The 21,510-nt window shown below is 68.3% G+C and carries 23 protein-coding genes; 10 read left to right on the forward strand and 13 right to left on the reverse strand.

The genetic code is table 11. From position 1 onward, the window contains the following. On the forward strand, positions 1-425 hold a 425-nt coding region (locus ACGFNP_RS02815), incomplete at its 5' end, for a hypothetical protein (protein ID WP_393314054.1). A 253-nt stretch (positions 426-678) separates the two neighbouring features. On the opposite strand, the gene ACGFNP_RS02820 is transcribed toward ACGFNP_RS02815, so the two are convergent. The 6 genes from ACGFNP_RS02820 to ACGFNP_RS02845 all read right to left on the reverse strand — a co-directional run bounded on the left by ACGFNP_RS02820 (position 679) and on the right by ACGFNP_RS02845 (position 8,745). After that, complete coding sequence (locus ACGFNP_RS02820) at positions 679-1,338, reverse strand: hypothetical protein (RefSeq protein ID WP_358341261.1); 660 nt, start codon at positions 1,336-1,338, stop codon at positions 679-681. 362 nt (positions 1,339-1,700) lie between these two features. Then, positions 1,701-2,672 carry an ABC transporter permease gene (locus ACGFNP_RS02825; RefSeq protein ID WP_393314057.1) on the reverse strand — a complete coding sequence of 324 codons (972 nt, stop codon included), beginning with the start codon at positions 2,670-2,672 and terminating at the stop codon, positions 1,701-1,703. Beyond that, entirely contained in the window at positions 2,669-3,637 is a 969-nt protein-coding gene (locus ACGFNP_RS02830; protein ID WP_393314060.1) for an ABC transporter permease, read from the reverse strand. Before ACGFNP_RS02830 ends, ACGFNP_RS02825 begins: the two co-directional genes overlap by 4 nt. Beyond that, positions 3,630-5,156 carry a sugar ABC transporter ATP-binding protein gene (locus ACGFNP_RS02835; protein WP_393314063.1) on the reverse strand — a complete coding sequence of 509 codons (1,527 nt, stop codon included), beginning with the start codon at positions 5,154-5,156 and terminating at the stop codon, positions 3,630-3,632. The genes ACGFNP_RS02830 and ACGFNP_RS02835 overlap by 8 nt, the downstream gene beginning before the upstream one ends. 1 nt (position 5,157) lies before the next feature. Then, positions 5,158-6,219, reverse strand: a complete 1,062-nt coding sequence (locus ACGFNP_RS02840) for an ABC transporter substrate-binding protein (RefSeq protein WP_358341269.1) — start codon at positions 6,217-6,219, stop codon at positions 5,158-5,160. Positions 6,220-6,234: 15 nt separating this feature from the next. Beyond that, positions 6,235-8,745: a PA14 domain-containing protein gene (locus tag ACGFNP_RS02845; RefSeq protein ID WP_393314066.1), complete on the reverse strand. Its 2,511-nt coding sequence runs from the start codon at positions 8,743-8,745 to the stop codon at positions 6,235-6,237. Between the two features lie 193 nt (positions 8,746-8,938). On the opposite strand from ACGFNP_RS02845, the gene ACGFNP_RS02850 reads away from it, so the two are divergent. Together ACGFNP_RS02850 and ACGFNP_RS02855 are read left to right on the forward strand one after the other, a co-directional pair. Further along, positions 8,939-9,739: a DeoR/GlpR family DNA-binding transcription regulator gene (locus ACGFNP_RS02850; protein WP_358341273.1), complete on the forward strand. Its 801-nt coding sequence runs from the start codon at positions 8,939-8,941 to the stop codon at positions 9,737-9,739. Positions 9,740-9,813: 74 nt separating this feature from the next. Beyond that, on the forward strand, positions 9,814-11,295 hold the full coding sequence (locus tag ACGFNP_RS02855; RefSeq protein ID WP_358341275.1) for a sugar ABC transporter ATP-binding protein: 1,482 nt from the start codon (positions 9,814-9,816) through the stop codon (positions 11,293-11,295). On the opposite strand, the gene ACGFNP_RS02860 is transcribed toward ACGFNP_RS02855, so the two are convergent. Both ACGFNP_RS02860 and ACGFNP_RS02865 read right to left on the reverse strand, forming a co-directional pair. Beyond that, positions 11,292-12,287: a CehA/McbA family metallohydrolase gene (locus ACGFNP_RS02860; RefSeq protein ID WP_358341277.1), complete on the reverse strand. Its 996-nt coding sequence runs from the start codon at positions 12,285-12,287 to the stop codon at positions 11,292-11,294. The two genes, ACGFNP_RS02855 and ACGFNP_RS02860, sit on opposite strands and share 4 nt — an antisense overlap. 9 nt (positions 12,288-12,296) lie before the next feature. Then, positions 12,297-13,145 (reverse strand): polysaccharide deacetylase family protein, encoded by an 849-nt coding sequence (locus ACGFNP_RS02865; protein WP_393314071.1) that lies wholly within the window; start codon positions 13,143-13,145, stop codon positions 12,297-12,299. A 187-nt stretch (positions 13,146-13,332) separates the two neighbouring features. Between ACGFNP_RS02865 and ACGFNP_RS02870 the strand changes: the two genes are divergently transcribed. The 4 genes from ACGFNP_RS02870 to ACGFNP_RS02885 all read left to right on the forward strand — a co-directional run bounded on the left by ACGFNP_RS02870 (position 13,333) and on the right by ACGFNP_RS02885 (position 16,853). After that, positions 13,333-14,355 carry an AraC family transcriptional regulator ligand-binding domain-containing protein gene (locus ACGFNP_RS02870; RefSeq protein ID WP_393314074.1) on the forward strand — a complete coding sequence of 341 codons (1,023 nt, stop codon included), beginning with the start codon at positions 13,333-13,335 and terminating at the stop codon, positions 14,353-14,355. 311 nt (positions 14,356-14,666) lie between these two features. Further along, on the forward strand, positions 14,667-15,599 hold the full coding sequence (locus tag ACGFNP_RS02875; RefSeq protein ID WP_358341282.1) for a site-specific integrase: 933 nt from the start codon (positions 14,667-14,669) through the stop codon (positions 15,597-15,599). Next, positions 15,596-16,117 carry a hypothetical protein gene (locus tag ACGFNP_RS02880; protein ID WP_393314077.1) on the forward strand — a complete coding sequence of 174 codons (522 nt, stop codon included), beginning with the start codon at positions 15,596-15,598 and terminating at the stop codon, positions 16,115-16,117. Before ACGFNP_RS02875 ends, ACGFNP_RS02880 begins: the two co-directional genes overlap by 4 nt. 97 nt (positions 16,118-16,214) lie before the next feature. Next, positions 16,215-16,853: a hypothetical protein gene (locus ACGFNP_RS02885; RefSeq protein WP_393314080.1), complete on the forward strand. Its 639-nt coding sequence runs from the start codon at positions 16,215-16,217 to the stop codon at positions 16,851-16,853. 192 nt (positions 16,854-17,045) lie between these two features. Here ACGFNP_RS02885 and ACGFNP_RS02890 read toward each other — a convergent pair whose 3' ends face one another. The 3 genes from ACGFNP_RS02890 to ACGFNP_RS02900 form a co-directional block, all read right to left on the reverse strand. Further along, entirely contained in the window at positions 17,046-17,462 is a 417-nt protein-coding gene (locus ACGFNP_RS02890; protein WP_393314082.1) for an SgcJ/EcaC family oxidoreductase, read from the reverse strand. An 84-nt stretch (positions 17,463-17,546) separates the two neighbouring features. Next, positions 17,547-17,699, reverse strand: a complete 153-nt coding sequence (locus tag ACGFNP_RS02895; RefSeq protein ID WP_358341305.1) for a hypothetical protein — start codon at positions 17,697-17,699, stop codon at positions 17,547-17,549. Between the two features lie 152 nt (positions 17,700-17,851). Beyond that, positions 17,852-18,043, reverse strand: coding sequence for a hypothetical protein (locus tag ACGFNP_RS02900; protein ID WP_393314084.1), 192 nt, complete (start codon positions 18,041-18,043; stop codon positions 17,852-17,854). Between the two features lie 201 nt (positions 18,044-18,244). Here ACGFNP_RS02900 and ACGFNP_RS02905 point away from each other — a divergent pair, with 201 nt between their 5' ends. Then, positions 18,245-18,463 carry a sigma factor gene (locus ACGFNP_RS02905; RefSeq protein ID WP_358341309.1) on the forward strand — a complete coding sequence of 73 codons (219 nt, stop codon included), beginning with the start codon at positions 18,245-18,247 and terminating at the stop codon, positions 18,461-18,463. Here ACGFNP_RS02905 and ACGFNP_RS02910 read toward each other — a convergent pair. Beyond that, complete coding sequence (locus ACGFNP_RS02910) at positions 18,397-18,795, reverse strand: hypothetical protein (protein WP_358341312.1); 399 nt, start codon at positions 18,793-18,795, stop codon at positions 18,397-18,399. The genes ACGFNP_RS02905 and ACGFNP_RS02910 overlap by 67 nt on opposite strands. Before the next feature lie 416 nt (positions 18,796-19,211). Between ACGFNP_RS02910 and ACGFNP_RS02915 the strand changes: the two genes are divergently transcribed. Further along, on the forward strand, positions 19,212-19,415 hold the full coding sequence (locus ACGFNP_RS02915; RefSeq protein ID WP_393314088.1) for a hypothetical protein: 204 nt from the start codon (positions 19,212-19,214) through the stop codon (positions 19,413-19,415). A 153-nt stretch (positions 19,416-19,568) separates the two neighbouring features. Next, the gene (locus ACGFNP_RS02920) at positions 19,569-20,309 is read left to right on the forward strand and encodes an SDR family NAD(P)-dependent oxidoreductase (RefSeq protein ID WP_393314091.1); all 741 of its coding nucleotides are present in this window, start codon (positions 19,569-19,571) and stop codon (positions 20,307-20,309) included. 487 nt (positions 20,310-20,796) lie between these two features. Here ACGFNP_RS02920 and ACGFNP_RS02925 read toward each other — a convergent pair whose 3' ends face one another. Beyond that, the gene (locus ACGFNP_RS02925; RefSeq protein WP_393314093.1) at positions 20,797-21,387 is read right to left on the reverse strand and encodes a TetR/AcrR family transcriptional regulator; all 591 of its coding nucleotides are present in this window, start codon (positions 21,385-21,387) and stop codon (positions 20,797-20,799) included. Positions 21,388-21,510 lie beyond the last annotated feature (123 nt).

Here is a 21,510-nt window from a genome sequence, read left to right on the forward strand (position 1 = left end):
TGAGACTCGACCAACTAGCGGAGACTCAGAACAACCACACGCTGAGACTCGACCAACTAGCGGAGACTCAGAACAACCACACGCTGAGACTCGACCAACTAGCGGAGACTCAGAACAACCACACGCTGAGACTCGACCGAGTGGATGCGAGACTCGACCAAGTCGACGCGAGACTCGATCAAGTGGAGATGAGACTCGATCAAGTCGACGCGAGACTCGACCGAGTCGAGGTGAAGCTCGACGAGCACAGCCGGACGCTGGCCGAGCACCGAGAGATCCTGGACACCCACACAGAGATCCTCGATACCCACACGGAGATCCTGGACGGACACACGCACACGCTCGACAAGCACACCCGGATGTTCGAGACGATGTTCACCCACTTCGGCATCCCACTCCCCACCGAAGACCCCCACAACAACTAGAGGCCCCGTCAGGCTGGGTCCAGCAAAAGGAACGGGGACCGTCTCTCGACGATCAGCCAGCGAGTGCGTGAGCACATCCGCCTGATCCCCCAACGGTCCCCGCACAGTAGGGCAGCACCGGCGCGACGTACTCGCCGCATCTCGCGAGACACCAGCGATCCGCCGCCGCTGCCGCCTGACCCCCAGGCGCCTCTCCGGCGGTCGACTTGGCTCCGTAGGGCCCGGGGCTGAAGTGCCCCGGGCGACCCGATGCCTACTTGTCGGAGAGCAGCCGTCCGCGGAACTGCGGGTGGTCGGTCTCCCAGTATCGCCAGCCTTCGATCCTCGACGGGATGCTCGCGATGCCGGTACCGACTCTGACCTCGCTGCAGTTGTGGAGCCGTGCCCACTGTCCCCAGTGGACGCGGTAGCCGAAGACGCGGTACCACATGTTTCCGTACTTGCCGTCGCTGATCGTCCGCGTGTAGTCGTGGCCCGTGAAGATCATGTGCCTCTTCTCGAGGTGCGGAGTGACCTCGAGGTTCACCGCGCGGACGATTTCGTCAGTGGAGACCACGTTGCCGATCGCGGTGTCGTCTGACCTTCTGACTGAGGCGAACCTGTTCTTGTCGGCCTCCACGAACGCGAGCACCTCGAACTCGTGGTGGACCGAGACGGTCATCTCGCCGCCGGGACCGTCGGTGTAGCGGGTGCGCGGAATGAAGAAGTTGTGCGGCCTGAGGGAATGAACCCTGATGAAGGTTCCCGCCTCGCAGCCTCCCCCGTCTCCGACCAGGACCGGCTTGCGGAGTTTGTGCTCGAGATGGTGGAAGCGGTCGTGCCTGTGGTCCGGCGTCGGACCGTTCGCGAGGGCTGGGTTGGTCGTGGTGCCGGCAAGGGCCACGGACAGGGATCCTGCCACGGCCAGCGTCATCAGTCCTTTTGCCGAGCGCCGCCGCGCCGGCTGGGTCGGTATGGCTGTGGCGTCGCTTTTGGGAGTGTGCGTGAACATAGAGGTACCGTTTCTTTTGGAGCGCGGCCGTGACCGCGGCTAACCCATTGGCCGGAAGACGGCCCATGCCTGCCCGCTGGGCGACCCAGCGTGACTGAAAAAATACTTACAGCAGCCATCGATCTCCTCCCGCCGCCACGCCGAAAAGGACTTCCCCGGACAGGGAAAGCAAAGGTGAAAAAACATCAGTGAATGTCTGACGCGGCCCGTTATCCCGCCGAACCACCAAACGCGACAGCCCCCGGGAAGTCACCTCCCCAGGGGCCGCGCCGGTGTGGCAGCCGTTACGACAGTCGCTGCGCCTTGCTCAGCAGCCGCTGCGCCACCACCACCAGTGCCAGGAACGCCCCGCTGACCACCTGCTGGAAGGCCGACGTCAGGCTCCCCACCTGGTTGATCAGGCTTTGGATCACCCCCAGGAGCAGCACCCCCGCCACCGTCCCGGTGATCCCGCCCGCGCCGCCGGTCAGCAGGGTGCCGCCGATGACGACGGCGGCGATCGCGTCCAGTTCCAGCCCGATGCCAAGGATCGTGACCCCGGACGAGAGCCGAGCCGCGTTCAGCGCGCCCGCGAGGCCCGCCAGCAGGGCCGACATCACGTACACCGCCACTTTGGTACGCGCCACGGGCACGCCCATGAGCGCCGCCGCCTGCTCGTTGCCGCCGATCGCGTAGACGTTCTGCCCGAAACCGGTCCGCTGCAGCAGCACCATCGCGACCAGGGCCAGCACCGCGGTGATGTAGACGGGGTACGTCAGGCCGAGCAACTCCCCCTGCCCCAATGACGCGAAAGCAGGATTTTTCACCAAATAGGTGGTGGCCCCCTCGTCCGAAATGGCGAGCATCAACCCCCGCACGCCCAACAAACCCGCCAATGTCACGATAAAAGGGGCCATGCCGGTGCGAGCTATGACGAGGCCCTGCAACAGACCGACCACCCCGCACGCGCCCAACGGCAACGCCAGCGCCATGAGCAGGCCGTACTGGGACCCGTAGGCCGCCAGTACCCCGCCCAGCACGAACAGCGACCCCACCGACAGGTCGATCCCGCCGCTGATGATCACGAACGTCATCCCGATCGCGATGATCGCCAGGAACGACGACGAGACCACCACACTGGCCGCGTTCCCCGCCGTGGCGAAGGAGTCGAAGGCCAGGCTGCCCACGATCACCAGCATCGCCAGCACCATGAGCGCCCCGTGCTGCTGGAGCACCCGGCTCACCTGCTCACGCCGTACAGAGGCTACGGAGGTCATCGGTTCGCACGCTCCCTGGTGGCGTAGACGGCGGCCAGGATGATGACCGCCTGGACCATCTGGGTCCACGACTGCGGCAGGTTGTGCTTGATCAGTGTCGCCGCGAGCAGTTGCATGAGCAGCGCGCCCATGACCGTGCTGAGCACCCTGATCCGCCCGCCGGTGAGCGGCGTGCCGCCGACCACGACCGCGGTGATCGCCGACAGCTCGATGAACAGGCCGAGCGACGTCGGGTCGCTGGCCTGCAGGCGGGCCGTCGCCAGCACCCCGGCCAGCGCGGCGAGCAGCCCGGAGATCACGTACACGATCAGCAGCACCCGTTTGACCGGCAGGCCCGACAGCTCGCTGGCCGAGCGGTTGCCGCCGATCGCGACGACCTGCCGGCCGAACGTCGTGCGCCGCACCACGAACAGCATGATCAACGTCAGCGCCGCCGCGATCAGCACGATGAACGGGATCCCGGCCACCGAACTGCTGCCCAACGCGATCAGGTCCGGGTTGCGGAACTCGACGAGCTGCGGCACCAGGACGTTCGCGATGCCGCGTATACCGACGAGCAGCGCCAGCGTGGCCACGATCGGCTGGACGCCCACGTAGGCGACCAGGGCCCCGCCAGCCGCGCCGACGATCGCTCCGCCGATCACGGCGACGATCAGCGCGGGCAGCGCGCCGTACCCCAGGTAGAGGGCGACGAGCGCGGCGGCGAGCGCCATGACCGAGCCGACGGACAGGTCGATGCCCTGGGTGCCGATCACCAGCGCCATGCCGAGCGACACGATCACGATGGGCGTGACCTGGACGAACTGGGTGCGGAAGTTCGACGCGTCGAGGAAGTGCGGCGTGAACAGCACGTTGAACAGCAGCAGCGCCAGCACGGCCGCGTACACGCCGTAGTCCTGCACCCAGGCGAAGACCCGCGGTTTGAGGTCGGCCCGCGGCACCGCTTTCGAGGTGAGTTCAGTCATCGGACTGCTCCGCGATCGTCGCCATGATTCTCTCCTCGGTCACCTGGTCACCGGTCAGCTCCCCGACGACCGCGCCCTCGCGCAGCACCAGGATGCGGTCGGCGCCCTCGACCAGTTCCTCCAGGTGGGAGGAGATCAGCAGCACGCCCAGCCCCTCCTCGGCCAGCTCGTCGATCAGCGCCTGCACCTCGGCCTTGGCGCCCACGTCGATGCCGCGGGTGGGCTCGTCGAGCAGCAGCACCTTGGGACGTACCGCCAGCCAGCGGGCCAGCAGCACCTTCTGCTGGTTGCCGCCGGACAGCTCCGACACCAGCTGGTTCGGCGAGGCCGCCTTGATGCGCAGCCGCCGCATGAAGATCTCGACCATCCGGTCGATCTTCGCGTCGGACACCACGCCCGCCCTGGCCAGGGCGGGCAGGGCGGCCAGCGCGATGTTCTCGCGGACGGACAGTGTCGGGACGATGCCCTCGGCCTTGCGGTCCTCGGGCAGCAGGCTGATGCCCGCCCTGATCGCCGCGGTCGTGGAGCCGCCGCGCAGCGGCAGCCCGGCCACGAGCACCTGCCCGCCGTCGAGGGGCATCGCGCCGACGATGGCCTTGGCGGTCTCGGTACGGCCCGCGCCAAGAAGGCCGCCGAGCCCCACGACCTCGCCGGGCCGTACGGACACGTCGATCCCGTCCAGGACGTGCCGCCGGGTGAGGCCGCGCGCCTCGACGGCCGGTGGCTCCTGGCCGTTCGCGGCGCGGTGGCGATCACGGGAGAACCTGGTCAGGCCACCGGCTTTGACCTCGTTCAGGTCGCGGCCCAGCATGAGCGAGATGAGCTTGAGCCGGTCGAGCCCCGCGAGCGGCCCGGTGTGCGCGACGCGGCCGTCGCGTAGCACAGTGACCCGGTCGCACACCCGGTAGAGCTCGTCGAGCCGGTGGCTGACGTACATGACGGCGATGCCCTCGCCGCGCAGCCGCCTGATCACCCCGAACAGCGTCTCGACCTCGCGCGGCTCCAGGGACGAGGTCGGCTCGTCCATGATGACCACGCGGGCGTCGACGGCCACGGCCCTGGCCAGGGCGACCATCTGCTGGGCTCCGATGCCGAGCGTGCGCAGCGGCCGCCGGACGTCGGTCTCGACGCCGTAGCCGGACAGGATCCGGGCGGCTTCGGCGTACATCCTCGTGGCGTCGATCACCCCGAAGCGGCCGCGTGGCTCGCGGCCGAGCAGCAGGTTGCGGGCGACGCTCATCATCGGGACGAGGTTGACCTCCTGGTAGATGGTGGAGATCCCGGCGCGCTGCGCGTCGAGCGGCGTGCCGAAGGCGGCGAGCGCGCCGAGGTGGCGCAGTTCGCCGCCGTCGGGATGGTACACGCCGGTGAAGACCTTGATCAGGGTGGACTTGCCCGCGCCGTTCTCCCCCACGAGGGCGTGCACCTCGCCGGGGAGGAGGGCGAGATGCACACCGTCGAGAGCGAGTACGCCGGGGAAGCGCTTGCTGATCCCCTTCGCCTCAAGAACCGCATCCAACTCAGTACGCCTCACCGAGGGAGTTCTTGGCGTTGGACGTGTCGTAGTCGCGGTCGGAGATGACCACCTTGTCGGGGATGGCCTGGCCGTCGAGGAACTTCTGCGCGGTCTCGAAGGCGAGCGGCCCGAAGCGGGGGTTGGACTCGATGACCGAGTGCAGCCAGCCGTCGGCGATGCCCTGGACGGCGCTGCGGGTGCCGTCGACGGACACGATCTTGATGGTGCCCGCCTCCTTGCCCGCGCCCTTCAGAGCGGTGACCGCGCCGAGCGCCATCTCGTCGTTCTCCGCGTAGATGCCGTTGATGTCGGGGTTGGACTGGATGAGTTGCTCGGTGACCTGCTGGCCCTTCTCACGGGCGAACTCACCGGTCTGCTCGAAGGAGATCTGGATGCCCGGCGCCTTCTCCGCGATCCGCTCCTTGAAGCCGTCGGTCCGCTCGGTGGTGACGTTGTTGCCGGGCGCGCCGAGCAGGATGGCGACCTTCCCCTTGCCCGACAGGGCGTCGATCATCCGGTCCGCGGCCCGCTTGCCCTGCTCGTGGAAGTCGGAGCCGATGAAGGTCAGGTAGTCGCTGCACGCCTTGGCGTTGATCTTCCTGTCGACCGTGATGATCGGCACCTTCTTGGCCGCGGCCTGCTGGAGCACTGGCTCCCAGCCGTCGGAGTTCAGTGGCGCGATGACCAGCAGTTGCACGCCCTGGGCGATGAGCTGCTGCACGTCGGTGATCTGCTTGGAGAACTGCGACTGGGCGTTGGTGACCTTGAGATTGGCGATGCCCAGCTTGGCCGCCTCATCCTTGATCGACTTGGTCTCGGCGATGCGGAACGGGTTGGCCTCCTTCTCCGACTGGGAGAAGCCGACGGTGGCCGTCTTGAGGTCGAACTTCTTGCCGCCGAACTGGTCGAGCGTGCACGTCGGTCCCGCCGAGCCGCTGGGGCTCTGCACGACCTGCTGCCCGGCCGTGCTGGTGGCGGCGGGCGCGCTCTGCGGCTCCTCCGACTTGGCGCAGGCCGACGCGGTGAGGAGTACGGCCAGCGCCAGGCAGGCTGTACGGAGATTCATAGGGGTTCCTTCCTATCAGGCGCAAGCCGGGGAGATCTGGTCGGTGAGCGCCTTGTTCGCGTCGTGGACCCGGGCGACGTCGGTCTTGGTGACGGCTCTGTCGTAGGTCATGAGGCCGTTGAGCTCGGTCTCGACGTCGGTGGTCTGGGTGTAGATCGCCGCGCTGAGCTGGTCGCAGGCGTGCAGCTTCTGCAGGGCCTTGGCCATGTCGACGTAGCGGGTGGTGAGGGCCTCGGGGTCGGGTTCGACCGCGTAGCCCCAGCCGCCGCCCGACCAGGTGTGGCCGATGAGCGGGAGTCCCAGGCCGCCGTACTCGCCGATCACGACGGCTCTGGTGCCGGTGGGCTTTCCGGGGGTGCCTGGGCCGGGGTAGATGTGGAAGTCCTGGACGTCGCCGTTGCCGCCGTCCTGAGCTCCGCAGCAGTTGACGCCGCTCATGTTGTCGACCAGGCGGGAGGGGTCCCAGCTCTTGACCAGGTCGGCGATGCGGGCCTGGTCGTACTGGCCCCAGCCCTCGTTGAAGGGCACCCACATGATGATCGACGGGCTGCTGCGGTGCTGGTCCACCAGCTCGCGCAGCTCGGTCTCGAACTGCGGCTTGTCGCCGGTCTTGAACATGGCGGGCATGTCCTGCCAGACGAGCAGGCCGAGCTTGTCGGCGTGGTAGTACCAGCGGTCGGACTCGACCTTGGTGTGCTTGCGCACGGTGTTGAAGCCGAGCTTCTTGGTCTGCACGAGGTCGTACTTGAGCGCCTCGTCGGTGGGGGCGGTGTAGATGCCGTCCGGCCAGAAGCCCTGGTCGAGCGGGCCCATCTGGAAGACCGGCCGGCCGTTGAGGAGCATCCGGTTGTTCTCCAGCGTGATGGTGCGCATCCCGAAATAGGACTTGATCTCGTCCTGCTTCACCCGGACCGTGAGGTCGTACAGGAACGGCTTGTCCGGCGACCACAGCTTGGGGTTCGGCACCGGCAGCCGGAGCTCGGTGCCGACGGGCCCGGAGACCGTGCCCACGACCTTGTGACCGTCCTTGGCCACGATCACGGCGGTGCCGGCCGAGCCCTGGACAGTGACGCGCAGCGCCTTGCCCGCGACGTCGGGCACGGTGTCGACGCGGTCGATGTGCTGCTGGGCGACGGGCTCCATCCAGACGGTCTGCCAGATGCCGGAGACGGCGGTGTACCAGATGCCGCTCGGGTCGAGCCGCTGCTTTCCGATGGGCTGCTGCCCGCTGTCGGTCGGGTCGGTGACGCCGACGACGAGCTCCTGGGATCCGCCGCGCTTGAGCGCGTCGGTCACGTCCGCGGTGATCCGGCCGTAGCCGCCCTTGTGCGCGCCGACCTGCTTGCCGTTCACGTAGATGGTGGCGTCCCAGTCGATCGCGTCAAGGTGCAGGAGCAGGCGCTCGCCGCTCCACGAGCGGGGCACCTCGAACGTCCTGCGGTACCACATGCGGTCCTCGTGCCGGCCGATGCCGGACAGCTGCGACTCCACCGGGTACGGCACGACGATCCGCTCGGCCAGGTCACGGCCGGTGGGGACGGCCTCGCCCGGCTTGGCGGCGGCGAACTGCCAGGTGCCGTTGAGGCTGCGCCACCTGTCCCTGACCAGTTGGGGGCGCGGGTACTCGGGCAGCGGGTTCGCCGGGTTCACGTCCTTGGACCAGCGGGTCTTGAGGATGTAGGCGGACTCGTTGACGACGAAGGCGTAGGGGAACGCGGCGACGGGGGTGCCGTCGGCGAAGGAGAGACCGGTGCCGTCGTAGGCGGCGCGCAGCGTGCTCCCCGCCTTGGCCGGAACCGGATATTTCAGCTTAAGCACCACCGTGTCCCGATTTTTCAGGGCTACGGAGGCTACGGGCCATTTGGTGCCGGCGACGGTGAGGACCAGGTGGTCGGTCAGGTCGGCCGGCAGCGGGGCGAGCGCCTTGGCGAACGTCAGCGTGGCCAGGTCACCCGTCGCACCGACCTTCGCCTCGCTGGGCCCGGGCGGGTCGAACCCGTCCGGCGGCGTGAACGCCTCGGACGGCACGGCCACCTTCGGCTGGCTGGCGCTCTGCCAGCGCAGGTGCAGGTTCGCCCCGCCGAAGTGCTCGAAGTACTCGACCTTGATGTCGTAGTCCTTGCCCGCCTCCAGCGCGATGGGCGTGCCCACCTGCTCCCGGTCCCAGTCGTCCACCCAGTGGTCGATGACGGCCTTGCCGTCCACCCAGAGCCGGAAGCCGTTGTCGCCGATGATCGAGAACGTGTACGTCTCGGAGTGCTCGGGCCGGATCTTGCCGGTCCACCGGACGGTGACGTCGTCATCCCGGCCGGTCAGCAGCTTGAGCGCCGGGTTGAGATCGGCCATTTCCAGGCTCGGGTCCACGACGCTGGCCTTGAGCTCGCCGAAGTCGAACGCGCCGGCCGCCGAGGCGAGGTAGTAGTCGCCGCGCAGCCCATGCCGTTCGGCGGCGGCACCCGCCGGGGTGGGAGCCTGCCAGAGCACGGCCAGCAGCACGGCGATCATTGCCGCGAGTGACTTTCGCACAGGGTGTCCTTTCACGCTGGGGGATGGAAGGAGGTGTCGTACGCCATGCCGTTCGATCAGGATCGGACAGGTTATGACCCTGTATGGCTCTCAAATAAGCACCCTTGGACCGAGCCGGTCAAGATTTCCGATCAAATTCGTTCTCATATGATCAGAGGTGAGCCGGAGTTGAGCATTCGTCTATGATCGGGATGTGAGCGACACGCAGAGCGACGGCCGCCGGCCGGTGTTCGCCGCGGAACGCCGGCAGCGCATCCTCGAACTGGTGCGCGCCAACGGCGCCGTGTCCTTGCGTGAGCTCGCCCAATCCGTGCACTCCTCCGAGGTGACCGTCCGCCGCGACCTGCGCGCGCTGGAGTCGGAGGGCCTGCTCAACCGCCATCACGGCGGGGCCACCCTGCCCGGCGAGCTGTCGCGCGAGGCGGGCTACGCGCACAAGGTCTCGCTGGAGTCCGCCGAGAAGGCGGCGATCGCCGACCTCGCCGCGGCGCTGGTCGAGGACGGTGACGCCATTGTCGTCGGTCCCGGCACCACCACGCAGGAGTTCGCCCGCCGCCTGACCAGGCACGCGGAGCTCGCCGTGGTGACCAACTCCCTGCTGGTGGCCCAGGTGCTCGCCGGCTCGCCGCGGATCGAGGTGATGCTGACCGGCGGCACACTGCGCGGCTCGATCCTGGCCCTGGTGGGCAGCGCGGCCGAGCACTCTCTGTCCGGGCTGCGGGTGCGCCGGGCGTTCGTCTCCGGCAACGGGCTCACCGCCGAACGCGGCCTGTCCACCCCGAACATGCAGGTGGCGGGCGTCGACCGGGCGCTGGCCGCGGCCGCCGAGGAGGTCGTGGTGCTGGCCGACCACACCAAGATCGGCGTCGACACGATGGTGCAGACCGTCGCCCCCGAGCAGATCGGGCACCTGGTCACCGACGAGGGCGCGCCGGGCGACGTGCTCGACGAGCTGAGCGGCAGGGGCGCCCGGCTACATATCGCCCGTATCTGATCGAATGTGACATTTCTGTTACTGGATTGTTTCCTTCCGCGACCACGATCGAGGCGGAGGCAAGCGTGTTGCAGGTGGCCGGTGTTCTCAAGTCGTTCCAGGGCGTGACCGCGCTCGACCATGTCACGCTCTCCGTGCGCCCCGGCGAGGTGCACGCGCTGATCGGCGGCAACGGCGCCGGCAAGTCCACCCTGGTCAAGGTGCTCTCCGGCGTCTACCAGCCGGACGCGGGCCAGCTGCGTTACCTGGACGAGCCCGTCAGGTTCGGCAGCCCGGCCGAGGCCAGGCGGGCCGGCATCGCCACCATCCACCAGGAGACGAACCTGGTCCCGACCATGAGCATCGCCCGCAACCTGCTGCTCGGCAGGGAGCCGCGCGGCCGCCTCGGGCTGATCGACTTCGGGGCCGCCAACGCCCGCGCCCAGCAGGTCCTGGCCGAGTACGGCCTGCGGACCGACGTCCGCAAACCCCTGGGCACGCTGGGCGAGGGGGCCAGGCAGCTCGTGGCGCTGGCCAGGGCGGCCACCGCCGACGCCCGGCTGGTCATCATGGACGAGCCCACCTCCGCGCTGGAGCATGCCGAGCTGGAGACGCTGTTCGGCGCGGTGGCCCGGCTGCGCGACGAGGGCCGCTCAGTCGTCTACGTCACGCATCGGCTGGAGGAGCTGTACGAGGTCTGCGACCACGTCACCGTGCTGCGTGACGGCCGCGTCGTGCACACCGGCCCGCTGACCGGGCTGGATCGCCTCCGGCTGGTGTCGCTCATGCTCGGCCGGCCGTTCCACCCGGTGCAGGAGGCGATCGAGCCCGGCGAGCCGGACGAGCCGGGCGACGAGCCGGTGCTGGAGGCGAAGGGGCTCACCCGCCACCACGTGCTCGACGGCGTGTCCTTGGCGGTGCGCGCGGGCGAGGTCGTCGGCCTCGGCGGCCTGCTCGGCGCCGGGCGCAGCGAGACGGCCAGGGCGATCGCCGGTGTCATGCCGGTGGACGCGGGCCAGGTGACCGTGGCCGGCGCGGCGGCCCGCAAGTGGTCGATCAGGAGCGCCATCCGCGCCGGCGTCGGCCTCGTCCCCGAGAACAGGAAGACCGAGGGCATCGTCCCCACGCTGTCGGTACGCGACAACATCGCGCTGGCCGCGCTCCCCCGGCTGTCCCGGGCCGGGATCGTCTCCGACGCGCAGATCGACGGCATCGTCGAGACGTTCATGAAGCGGCTCGGCATCAAGGCCGTCTCGCCGCGCCAGCCCGCGGGCGAGCTGTCGGGCGGCAACCAGCAGAAGGTGCTGCTGGCCCGCTGGCTGGCCATGCACCCCAAGGTGTTGCTGCTCGACGAGCCGACCCGCGGCGTCGACGTGGCCACCAAGCTGGAGATGCAGGCGCTGCTCGACGAGCTGGCCGTGGACGGGCTGGCCATCCTGCTGATCTCCTCGGACGTGGCCGAACTGGCGGGCAACTGCGACAGCGTGGTGGTGCTGCGCGACGGCGCGATCAGCGCGCAGCTCAACGGCGCCGAGGTGACCGAGGACCGCCTCCTCGCGGCCCTGGCGAAGGGCTAGCTGAGAATGATCGGGTTGCTGAGCGCCGCCATGTGTCCTGCGGCGTGGCGTACTTCGATGCGGACGAACGCCGATTCCGCCGCGCTGGTGCGCCACTCCACGGTGCCCGATCCGGGCACCGATTCGCGGTGCGCCTTGCCGCGATCGGTGTGAAAGGTGATGGTCCCGGACGGCACCCCGCGTACGTCCACCCGTACCAGCGCCGGCTCGTCGCCGGTCTTCAGCCGCTCACCTATCCCGGCGCTGCGATCACCGGCGGAGACCGTGAGCGACAGTTCGATGGCGGCCGACTCGGCGATCCAGCTGCGGCCGGCCCGGATGCCGGCGAGGACCGCGTCCGTAGTCAGTTCCTCGGCCAGCACGACGGTGTGCGGTGTGCCGATCTGGCCCTCCAGATGGGTGTCGCTGTTTCCCATCGCGGGCCGCCATCGCCCGCCGTGGATGTCGGCGGCCAGGCCGCGGCCCCACTCGGCCAGCGCTGCCTCGTTGTCGGCGTTCCAGGGCAGGTCCGAGGCCCACAGCCCGTTCCACACCTCGACCACGTCGACCTTCTGGAACGGATACATGAACACGCCGGAGGGGTACGGCGCGTGCGGGTGGGCCGCCACGCACAGCCCACCGGCTTGACGTACCTGGTCCAGTTGCCGGTCGACCACGTCGTCGCGTAAGCCGTATCGCCAGTCGACCACCTGCCCCGGGTCGATGCCGAGCGCCAGCCAGTGCCCGGTCTGTGTGGTCACCTCCTGGCCCAGGACCACCAGCAGACCGGCGGCGTGCGAACCCCAGGCGGCGTGCGCGGCGGGTGTGTTGTGCTCGGTGGTCGCGATGAAGTCCAGCCCGGCCTCACGGGCACCGGCCGAGAGCTGCTCCGGCGTCAGCTCTCCGCCGTTCGAATACGTCGAGTGCACGTGGCAGTCACCTCGGTACCAGCCACGCCCCCGACCCGCCACCCACCTCGGCGGCAATTCCGCCCGTTCGTCAGCCTTGGCCATCCCGGCAGCCTACGTGCTCGCGTAGTGCTCGGCGATGTCATCGCTCGTCGTCAGCCACACACCGGGGTGGCCGGCGACGTACTCAAGGGCCTGTCCGAGGTATTTCGCGCGGAACGCCTGGCCGATCACGAACGGGTGCAGCGCCAACGCCATGACCCGCCCGCTGTCGGCGGACTCGGCATAGAGCTGGTCGAACTGGTCCTTGACCAGTCGCACGAAGTCGTCGCCGCTCATGCCGTGCATCGTGAAAATGCCCAGGTCGTTGAGTTCGAGCGAGTACGGCACGCTCAGCATCCCCGGGACGTTCAGCCGGTACGGCTGGTCGTCGTTGGTCCAGTCCAGTACGTAGCTCAGGCCGAGCTCGGCGAGCAGGGACGGCGTCTGGAACGTCTCGGTGAGCGCGGGACCGAGCCAGCCGCGCGGCCGCTGCCCGGTGGCCTTCTGAATGGTCTCCACCACCTCGCTCAGGTAGGCGCGCTCGTCGTCGACGTCGGCCTGGAGCGTGGAGTTGTTCTTGCCGTGGGCAAGCCAGGCCCAGCCGCGGGCGTTGCCCGCCTCGATGATCTGGGGGTACCGCTCGCACACGTCGGCGTTGAGCAACGTGCTCGCCCGGAGCCCGTACCGGTCGAGGATCTCCATCACGCGCCAGATCGCCACCCTCGGCCCGTAGTCGCGCCAGCCGTAGTTCAGCGGATCCGGCACCAGCGCCGCGGTCGCTTCGTTGATGCTGGTGGAGGGGCGGTCGATCGTGAAGTGCTCAACGTTCAGGCCCACGTAGAAGGCGACGCGGGCGCCGCCCGGCCAGTGGATCGGGTCGCGTCCGACGATCGGGCTGTAGTCGAACAGCGTGTTCTCCATCGCGTTTCCTCTCGGATCGGTTCACCTGCCTGACCCTGAAGGTAGGATTCCGCGCTCTCCGTCAGGAGGGCTGAAGGCGCCACCAGGTGGGCCGAAGGCGCCAATCCGATATGTCACGCTAAAAGGGTCATCGCCGCCCCGGGAGAACAGGCCGTTGATGGTGAACGACACGATGCGAGACGGCGCGGTGGCAGACACCGTGAAAGGCACCGTCTCCCCCCATCTGACCCGCTTACTGGTCCGCGCGGGCCTCGCCGCGGGCCTGGATCGGTCGCGCCTCGCCGGCGTGCCCGGCCTCGCCGTACTGGACGAGAACGGGATCCGCATCCCCACCGCGACCTGCCTGCGGGTCTGGGAAGTGATCTCCAGCCCGGCCTGGGAGGCGGGCGGCAGCAAGCGGGTCATGGAGCTGTGGCGGCCGGGCTCGCTGGGTGTGTGGGACTACCTGTTCTCCGTCTCCGGCACCCTCGGCGACGCGCTCCGCGTCTCCAGCCGCCACTTCACGGCCATCGCCGACCCCGCCGACCGGCTCCTCGTGACCCGCGACGACGGCGGCGGAACGACAGCGGGCTGGCAAGGCCCCTACCGCGACCACCCGGAATACCCGATGATCGCGGAGTTCGTGCCGTACATGCTGCTCACGCTGACGAGCCTGGCAGCCGGGCGACAGCTCACACCGGTGCGCGTACGGCTGCCGCACCGCCCGCCCGCCGACGTCAGGCGTCTCGTCGAGCTGTACGGCACCAGCGACATCGAGTTCGAGGCCGACCATCCATCGATCACGTTCGCCGAGGCGGACATGGACGCTCCCCTGCCGCGCGCCGACCCCGCGCTCGCCGCGATCCTGGACGACCACGCGCGGCTGTCCACCGCGGCCGCCCGCCCGGTGCTGGGCTGGCTCGACCGCTTCCACGCCGTTCTGGAGTCCGCGGTCGCGAGCGGCCCGCCGGGCCTTGACCAGGTGGCCGGACGGCTGGCCATGAGCCCGCGGACCCTCCAGCGCCGCCTGCGCGAAGAGGGCACCACCTGGCGCGAAGAGCTGGAAAGGCTTCGGCAACGCCGGGTGGACCGCCTGCTGCGGGAGACCTCGCTCAGCGTGGAGTCCATCGCCGCGCGGGTCGGCTTCACCGACTCCCGGGCGCTGCGGCGAGCCATCCACCGCTGGTACGGCCACGGCCCGGCCGCGATCCGCGCGAGCGGCCCGGCCTAGTCCACCGGCTACCCGAGGGACATGGCGTCGGGATGATCACCCGTGAGCGGGGCCGCCGGCGCGGCAGGTCCCGCGCCGCTTCACCCGCGGCGACCCGGAGCACCCCACCTACCAGGTGATCGAGGAGATGGGCCGGGCGGTGCGTACATGGTTCGTCTGCGACTAGCTCGCCGACGCCGAGTTGCGGCAGGAGATCCACGAGGGCTCGCAGGTCGTGGAGAACTGGAACAGCGCGAACAAGGACCTCTTCTCCCTGTTAACTGCACTTCTATCCCACCCTTCACAGGGGTACCAGGAGAGGAGAGCAGTTCATGGACGACGTTCGTACGGCTCTGTTGGAAGGGCGCATGGACCTTCCTCGAGTCGGCGAGGTTCGTGCCGGGGGCCGGTCATCGCTGCCCTATCTCGTCGTCGATGCCCGGGAGGCCGAGGTCGAGCCCATCAGCAAGTACCTGCGGGATCTCGCGCTCAGTGATGCGAGCCCGTTGACGTGCCGGTCCTACGCCCACGATCTGCTGCGCTGGTGGCGGCTGCTCGATGTCCTGGGCGTCGGCTGGGCACAGGCCACGAGCGCGGAGGTGACCGTGCTGGTGGGCTGGCTGCGTACGGCGCGCAATCCGCAGCGTCGGCGCACCTCGAAGCTGCGGCCCGGGACGGTCAACCTGCGTACGGGCAAGGCGGCGCTGCCAGGAGGGTACGCGGCATCGACGATCAACCACACGCTGTCGGTACTGTCGGGCTTCTACGCCTTTCACGCTCACTATGGACGCGGTCCTGCGAGCAATCCGGTGCCGGATCAGCAAGGGCGGCGGGCGTTGCTCGCGCACCGCAACCCGCTGGAGCCCCACCGGCTCGCGCCCCGGGCGAGGCTGCGGCAGAAGGTCGTCGAGCAGGCGCCGCGATCCATCCCCGACCCCTTGTGGGCCGAGTTGTTCGAGGCGATGACCTGTGACCGCGACCGGGCGCTGCTGGCCTTCTACGTCTCTGGCGGAGCCAGAGCCAGCGAGTTGCTGGAGCTGCGGTTAGATCACGTGGACTGGGCGGGCATGCGGATCTGGGTCACCTCGAAGGGGTCGCATGTGCTGCAGGAGATCCCCGCGTCCCCGGAGGCCTTCGGCTACCTGGCCCTCTACCTCGACGAGCATGGGCTGCCGGAGCGGGATCAGCCAGTCTGGCGGGCTCTGCACGGCACGCCGCGACCGTTGACCTACTCGGCGATGCGAACGCCGACGGCCGTGCGATGAGCGAGGAAACGCACGCCTCCTGCTCCGGTAACGGCGCCTGCTTCCCTTCCAAGACCCGCGCCACCTTCTACTGCACATGCCCAGAAAGCCACGACTACGTGCCGCCGAAGTCTGCCGAGAAGCCCAAGGTGCCGGTCAAACTCGTCCGCGAAGGCAACATCGCCTGGGGCACCAGCGGCGAACTGCGTCAGGAGTGGCTCAAGCAGCGCCTGGCCTCCCGCACCGACCCTGGACAGGTCGTGCTGCGCGCGGTCACCCGGCTGCTGGCCGTGGAGATGCCTGAGCCGCTGAGCGACCTGTTCGGCGCAATTCACCGCAAGCAGTTTTACAAAGACCTGGTCGGCGCACCCAAGGTCGAACAGGTCACCTCCGCGTCCACGGCGCGGCTCGGCTGGATGCTGCTGGCCCGCGTCGCCGCGGCGATCGAGTACTGGCTGACTCAGAACAGCTGGTCGAACTACCTGTGGCGATCCGATTGCCTGCGAGCCGAGACGCGGCCCAGCAGATCGGGGTCGTGACCTGTCAACCAATCTCAAGAACGACGGGCAGGGACTCGACCTGCCCCCGGAGGAGTGGATCGCTCCGCCGGACCCCGGGCCCGGCATCGCTCCCCTCATGCACATCAGTTCTCCCGAACCGTCCTGGCTTGCCACTCAGGACTTCCCGCAGCTGGTCACCCGCGCCCGGCTCGCACGCCTGGTGCGCAAGTTGCCCAGAGCCCGGCGCGGATGGATTCTCGACAGCGACGCCTACCAGCATCTGCAGCGCAACGGTACCTGGGTCATCCCCGCCGAGCAGTACGCCGCCGAGGCCGACCGGTGGATGCGCCGCATCGGCCGGCTCAAGGCCGCGGCCGTGCAGGACTGGCCGACCGAGGATGAGGTCCTCGCCGCCACCGAATCGCGCATCATCGCGCTTCGGGGACCGGTGCGGTTTCTGCCGGACTACGTACGGGCGCATCAGGAGTGGACGATTGAGTCCTATCTGCGCCTGCGGTCGCTGGCGCCCCGCGTACCGTGGATGCCGGTCTTGCAGGGCCGTACCTCCGGGGAGTACCTCCGCCATCGCCAGATGTGGGCTGAGGCCGGCGTGGATCTGGCCGCGCATTCCCTGGTCGGCATGGGCTCGCTGTGCAAGCGCTCGGGCAGCATGCTCAGCTTCTTCCAGATGACGCTCGTCATCGAAGAGCTCGCCCGTGACGGTATTCGCCTGCACGGATTCGGCCTTCTCTTACCCAACCAACATCTGTCGTGATCGCAGCTTCCAGCAGAGTAGTGGATGACGATCAAGTTGTCAGCCGCGGCTGTCGCGCCAGGAGGTCGTCGAGAGGTCCATCAGCCGCGTGAAAAGACCCCGCCGGACGTGGGTGCCGGACGGGGTCTTGATGTGCGGGTTGGCGGCTTGGTGCGCGTCTTGTGGCTGGAGGTGTGTCGCGGTCGAATGCGGTCAGTCGCTGCTGAGCACGCTGGTGTTCTGGCAGGCGGTCAGGCGCCACTGCCCGTCCTCCTTTGCCATGACGAACAGTGGCGTGCCCACCTCCTCCGTCCCGTCGGGGTTCCGATAGACCTGGCGCACCTTCACGGCTGCGACGTCGGGACGGACGAACAGCACGTGTTCGACCTCGAACGTGACCGTGGTGTCCTGCATCCCTCCGGGAAGCACCTGGTGCGTGAACGTCGAGATCGCATCACGGCCGAAGAGGCGCTTGCCGTGGCCTGTTGTCCAGATCGCGTCGGCTCGGAACAGAGCAACGAACTCGTCAGGGAGTTCATTGTTCTGGGAGTGCTCAACTGCGGCCACCACCTGCTTGATCGCTTCGATGTCGGTCTGGCTCGTCTGGTCGGCAATGTTCGTTGTGCTCATGACGATGGACGATAGAACCTTAAGTTTGCTTGAGGTCAAGAGCGTCAATCGTGCCGGGCGGGGTCTTGATGTGCAGTGATGCCCTCAGGCTAGGAGGCCCAGGGTTTCGGGCGTTTCCCAGGCGGTCAGCTGCCGCTCGGGGTCGGTTTCCTCCTGCGTGCACTGGTTGATCAGGCCGGCGAGGGCTTGCCGGTCCTGCTCGGGCAGGTCGGCATCCGGCGCGTTCAGCTGATCCATGGCAGCTACCATCCATCTCGTATGGTGATACGCGATTCCTGCATTGTGGACAATGCTGCCGCGTGGACATGCCTGACCGCCACAGGCTTTCGGTAGATGAGACGCTGGGGCGGTAAGCCCGCATGAAGATCGGCCACGTACGGAAGGCAGGGCTAGCAGATCCATGTCTCGTGGCGCAGGACGGCGCGCCAGCCGTCGGGGGTCCGACCGTAGGCCGTCGACGCGTACCAGGACTGCGTTTCCTCGCCCATGGCGCTCATCACCTTGTAGGTGATCACGGCTGCCGCGTCGCCGAGTCGCTTGAGGACGACATCGTGTGCCTGGCTGCGGTGTTCCGGCCACACCACCTGGAAGCTGACTCCACGTGACGCAGATCACATCCTAGAACGCGAACTCGCGCCAGCCGTACGGGCGAAAGCTGACAACCAGTGCGTACGGACAGGAGCACCATGTGATCGCCGAAGAATTCGGCAGAACCGACGACGCCGAGCTGATACGGCGCTCGGAGCGCGTTCCGGAGGACTTCGCCGACCTCTTCGACCGCCATGCGGAGGTATGTCGCCAGGCGGCTGGGCCCCTCCCTGGCCGACGACATCGTCTCCGACACCTTCCTGGCCGCTTTCCGGCGCCGCCACCGCTACGACCCGAGCCATCCCGACGCAGCGGCCCTGGCTGTACGGCATCGCCGCCCGGCTCATCAGCCGGCGTCGGCGTCCGCGGGGAACGCGTTCGGCTTGTCTGCCTGCTCCGGCTTGCCCCAGTAGCGGATGCGGTTCTGGAGCGCGACGCGCGATACGCCGAGCATCCGGGCGATGGGGCCGACTTCGATCGGCTGCTCGGCGGCCGCGTCGGCCACCTTGCGCCGCTGCGACGGGCGCAGTTCGACGCCCTGCGCCTTGATGTCGCCCGACACCATGGTCAGGTCGAGCTTGTACTCGGCGCCGATTTCGGCGATCTCCCACTGCCTGCCGTCCAGGTGGCCCTGGTAGAGGGCGGCGATGTCCTGCCGCCGGATCTCCCGGACCGCGTCAGCGAGTGCGCGCTTGGCTTTGAGCTCCTTCGCGGCCTCGTCGCGCTTGGCAAGCGCGGTGTTCACGTCCCAGTCGGAGAGCTGCTCGGCGATCTCCTCGTCGGACTGCGTGACAGGCCCGCCGGTCGGGAACAGGGAGGAGGCACCAACGCCGGTGTTCTTGGACGCCTTCTGCTTGTTCCACCCCTTGGCCTTGTGCCGGTAGTGGAGCGTCCAAACGGCCTTCCCGAGGAGGTCACGGGCGTCCTTCGCGGCGGCGTTCGCGTTCGCGGCGAGGCCGGCCGCGCACGAAGCCGAGTTGGCGCGCCTGCGTGCCGAGCTGGACGCCGTGAACGAGGCGCTGCCGCAAGGCGGGCATCGACTACCCGCAGGGCGCGCGTGGGATCCGCGACCTCTACAACGCGTTCCAGGGTGCGCTCGAAGGTCGGCGGGAAGCGGTGGAGGAGCTCCGCACCCTCAAACGGTGACAGAGCGTGCAAAGGGTGCTGAAACCCGCGTCGGAAGAGACGAACGGCCGCTACCTCATCTACAAGTGGAACAACGCCGACGGCGTGAACGTGGTGCGCTACGGCGTCACGAAGGGCCGCGGCCACAGCACCATCCCAGAGGAGATGCGGCTGCTCTGGAACTGGTATGAGCTTTGGAAGAAGGCTCCTGACGGGAGTAGCACCTACGTAGGGCGGTAGGAGTCGGCCTGCACCGTCCAGGTGCCAACGTGGCGGCGGCTCCCTCGACGACCCGGCCGTGGCCGGGCACCAACCAGCTGAACATTACAACGAGCCAGCCTGCCAACCGCGATCCCTGAGGACGCACAGACCTCACGCGCGAGCGATCCACAAGTGACAACCACGACCGTCGCCGCCAAGCACGCCGTCATAACCGGAGCGAGCTCAGGCATTGGCCTCGCTGTGGCACATCGGTTGCTCAACGAGGGCTGGCATGTCACCGGAGTATCTCGACGCCCGTCACCGAGCACCATCCACCCGCCCGCCCAAACCGGCGGATCCGCCAGCTCCAGACTGTCCTGGCTGTGCGTGGACCTCAGCGACGTGGAAGCCGTCGGTCAGGCCCTCGCGACGGTGACCGGCGACATCGACGCCATCATCCACTCCGCAGGACTTCAGCGCACCGCAAAGCTTGGTGCGCTGAACATGGCAGATGGCGCAGCGATGTGGCAGGTGAACGTCGCCGCGGCTAGCTACGTCGTCAACGCGTTAAGCGGACAGCTCGTGGCTGGCGGCCGAATTGTTCTGCTCGGCAGCCGGACAATGCAGGGAGCCGCCGGCAAGAGCCACTACGCCGCCACAAAGGCCGCCCTGCTTGGGCTATGCCGGTCGTGGGCCATCGAATTGCTACCCCACGCGATCACCGTGAACGTCGTTGCGCCAGGCCCGACCGATACCCCCATGCTGAAAGACCCGGCCCGGTCCGATATACCGCCCAAGACGCCTCCGCTGGGCCGGCTCATCCGCCCGGATGAGGTAGCCGGCCTAGTCTCGTTCCTCCTCGGCCCCGACGCCGGCGCGATCACAGGCCAACACCTCATGATGTGTGGCGGGGCCTCGCTGGCCCTGCCCTAGGGACCATGTCCGAGCGGTTCCCGTGCTCGCTGTTGTTCGCTTGTCGAAGTAGGAGCTCCAATGTGCCCTGCGGCAGGTGAGCGGTGCGGTGCTGGCATAGCAGGTGGCACAGCGTATCTGCCGGTCACGCTTGATCCTGCTACCCAGCCCTATAGGGCAGGAACTGCGCGAACTGCGTCTCGATCGGCTGGTGAAGACTGGCGCAAACCGATCGGGCGAGGTCAGCGGCCATGATCTCCACCGCACCGTTCTCCCTCCGGGCTTGGGGAGCATCATGTTCGCCCGTCAACGCTGGGACGAGCTTGCCGATGTTGCTGTGCTTCCCGGGAACGAGGTCACGGACCCGGTAGGCGATGGGCGACCCGTCGTCCCCCACCGGCACGCGTACGGCATGACGAGCCGCCTGTCCGTCAGCCGTAGCCGGGTACCGGGAGCGTGCCCGCCGTGCAGGCGGCACGGCGGGGCTGCCGCGTGGTGCTGCGGCGTGTCAGCGGGACTCCTGTGCGCCGAGCAGAGTGAGGGCGTTGCGGATGCCCTCTTCGAGGAGTTCGTCGGAGAGTCGCCGGTCGGCCAGGGCGCGGGAGAGCTGCAGCGTCCCGACCATCATGGCGTAGACGCTGAGGGTCTTCGTGCGCACCGAGCGCGGATCGGCAGGCGCCAGGCGAGCGGCGATACCGTCGATGACGGCGAGCACGCCGTCGGTGTACGCCTGCTTGGTCTCGTCCGCGCAGCGCCCTATCTCATCGAGGAGTGCGGCGGAGGGGCAGCCGTCGTCGGGACTGTCGCGGTGCTGGGGCGACAGATACCACCGTACGATCTGCTCGAGTCCGGCGATCCCGGGGGCCGCCTGCTCGATGACGTTCGCGTACTGCGCGCGCAATTGGTCCGCGACCGCGGCGGCCACGAGATCGTCCTTGGTTTCGAAGTGGCCGTAGAAGGCGCCGTTGGTCAGTCCGGCGTCCACCATCAGCGTCGAGATGCCCGAGCCGTCGATACCGTCCTTCTTGAACCGGCGGCCGGCGGTTTCGATGATCCGCTGCCGGGTCGTCTGCTTGTGCTCTTTCCCGTAACGCACCACGCGCTCGCTCCTTTGTACGCCGGAAGGGACGCCTGCCCTCCGCCAGCTTCGCCATCATATTGGATTACGAACGAACTCCAATGGTAGGCGAACGGCGTCTGGAGCACCGCCACGCCTTCTCTG

It is taken from the genome of Nonomuraea sp. NPDC049269, assembly GCF_043197155.1.
Taxonomy (GTDB): domain Bacteria; phylum Actinomycetota; class Actinomycetes; order Streptosporangiales; family Streptosporangiaceae; genus Nonomuraea.

What these genes read in the sequence shown, in the direction of transcription:
- ACGFNP_RS02825 (WP_393314057.1), bottom strand. Translation starts at nt 2,672, where the DNA reads ATGACCTCCGTAGCCTCTGTACGGCGTGAGCAGGTGAGCCGGGTGCTC.
- ACGFNP_RS02820 (WP_358341261.1), bottom strand. Translation starts at nt 1,338, where the DNA reads ATGACGCTGGCCGTGGCAGGATCCCTGTCCGTGGCCCTTGCCGGCACC.
- ACGFNP_RS02880 (WP_393314077.1), top strand. Translation starts at nt 15,596, where the DNA reads ATGAGCGAGGAAACGCACGCCTCCTGCTCCGGTAACGGCGCCTGCTTC.
- ACGFNP_RS02865 (WP_393314071.1), bottom strand. Translation starts at nt 13,145, where the DNA reads ATGGAGAACACGCTGTTCGACTACAGCCCGATCGTCGGACGCGACCCG.
- ACGFNP_RS02830 (WP_393314060.1), bottom strand. Translation starts at nt 3,637, where the DNA reads ATGACTGAACTCACCTCGAAAGCGGTGCCGCGGGCCGACCTCAAACCG.
- ACGFNP_RS02875 (WP_358341282.1), top strand. Translation starts at nt 14,667, where the DNA reads ATGGACGACGTTCGTACGGCTCTGTTGGAAGGGCGCATGGACCTTCCT.
- ACGFNP_RS02860 (WP_358341277.1), bottom strand. Translation starts at nt 12,287, where the DNA reads ATGGCCAAGGCTGACGAACGGGCGGAATTGCCGCCGAGGTGGGTGGCG.
- ACGFNP_RS02905 (WP_358341309.1), top strand. Translation starts at nt 18,245, where the DNA reads ATGCGGAGGTATGTCGCCAGGCGGCTGGGCCCCTCCCTGGCCGACGAC.
- ACGFNP_RS02895 (WP_358341305.1), bottom strand. Translation starts at nt 17,699, where the DNA reads ATGGATCAGCTGAACGCGCCGGATGCCGACCTGCCCGAGCAGGACCGG.
- ACGFNP_RS02840 (WP_358341269.1), bottom strand. Translation starts at nt 6,219, where the DNA reads ATGAATCTCCGTACAGCCTGCCTGGCGCTGGCCGTACTCCTCACCGCG.
- ACGFNP_RS02885 (WP_393314080.1), top strand. Translation starts at nt 16,215, where the DNA reads ATGCACATCAGTTCTCCCGAACCGTCCTGGCTTGCCACTCAGGACTTC.
- ACGFNP_RS02890 (WP_393314082.1), bottom strand. Translation starts at nt 17,462, where the DNA reads ATGAGCACAACGAACATTGCCGACCAGACGAGCCAGACCGACATCGAA.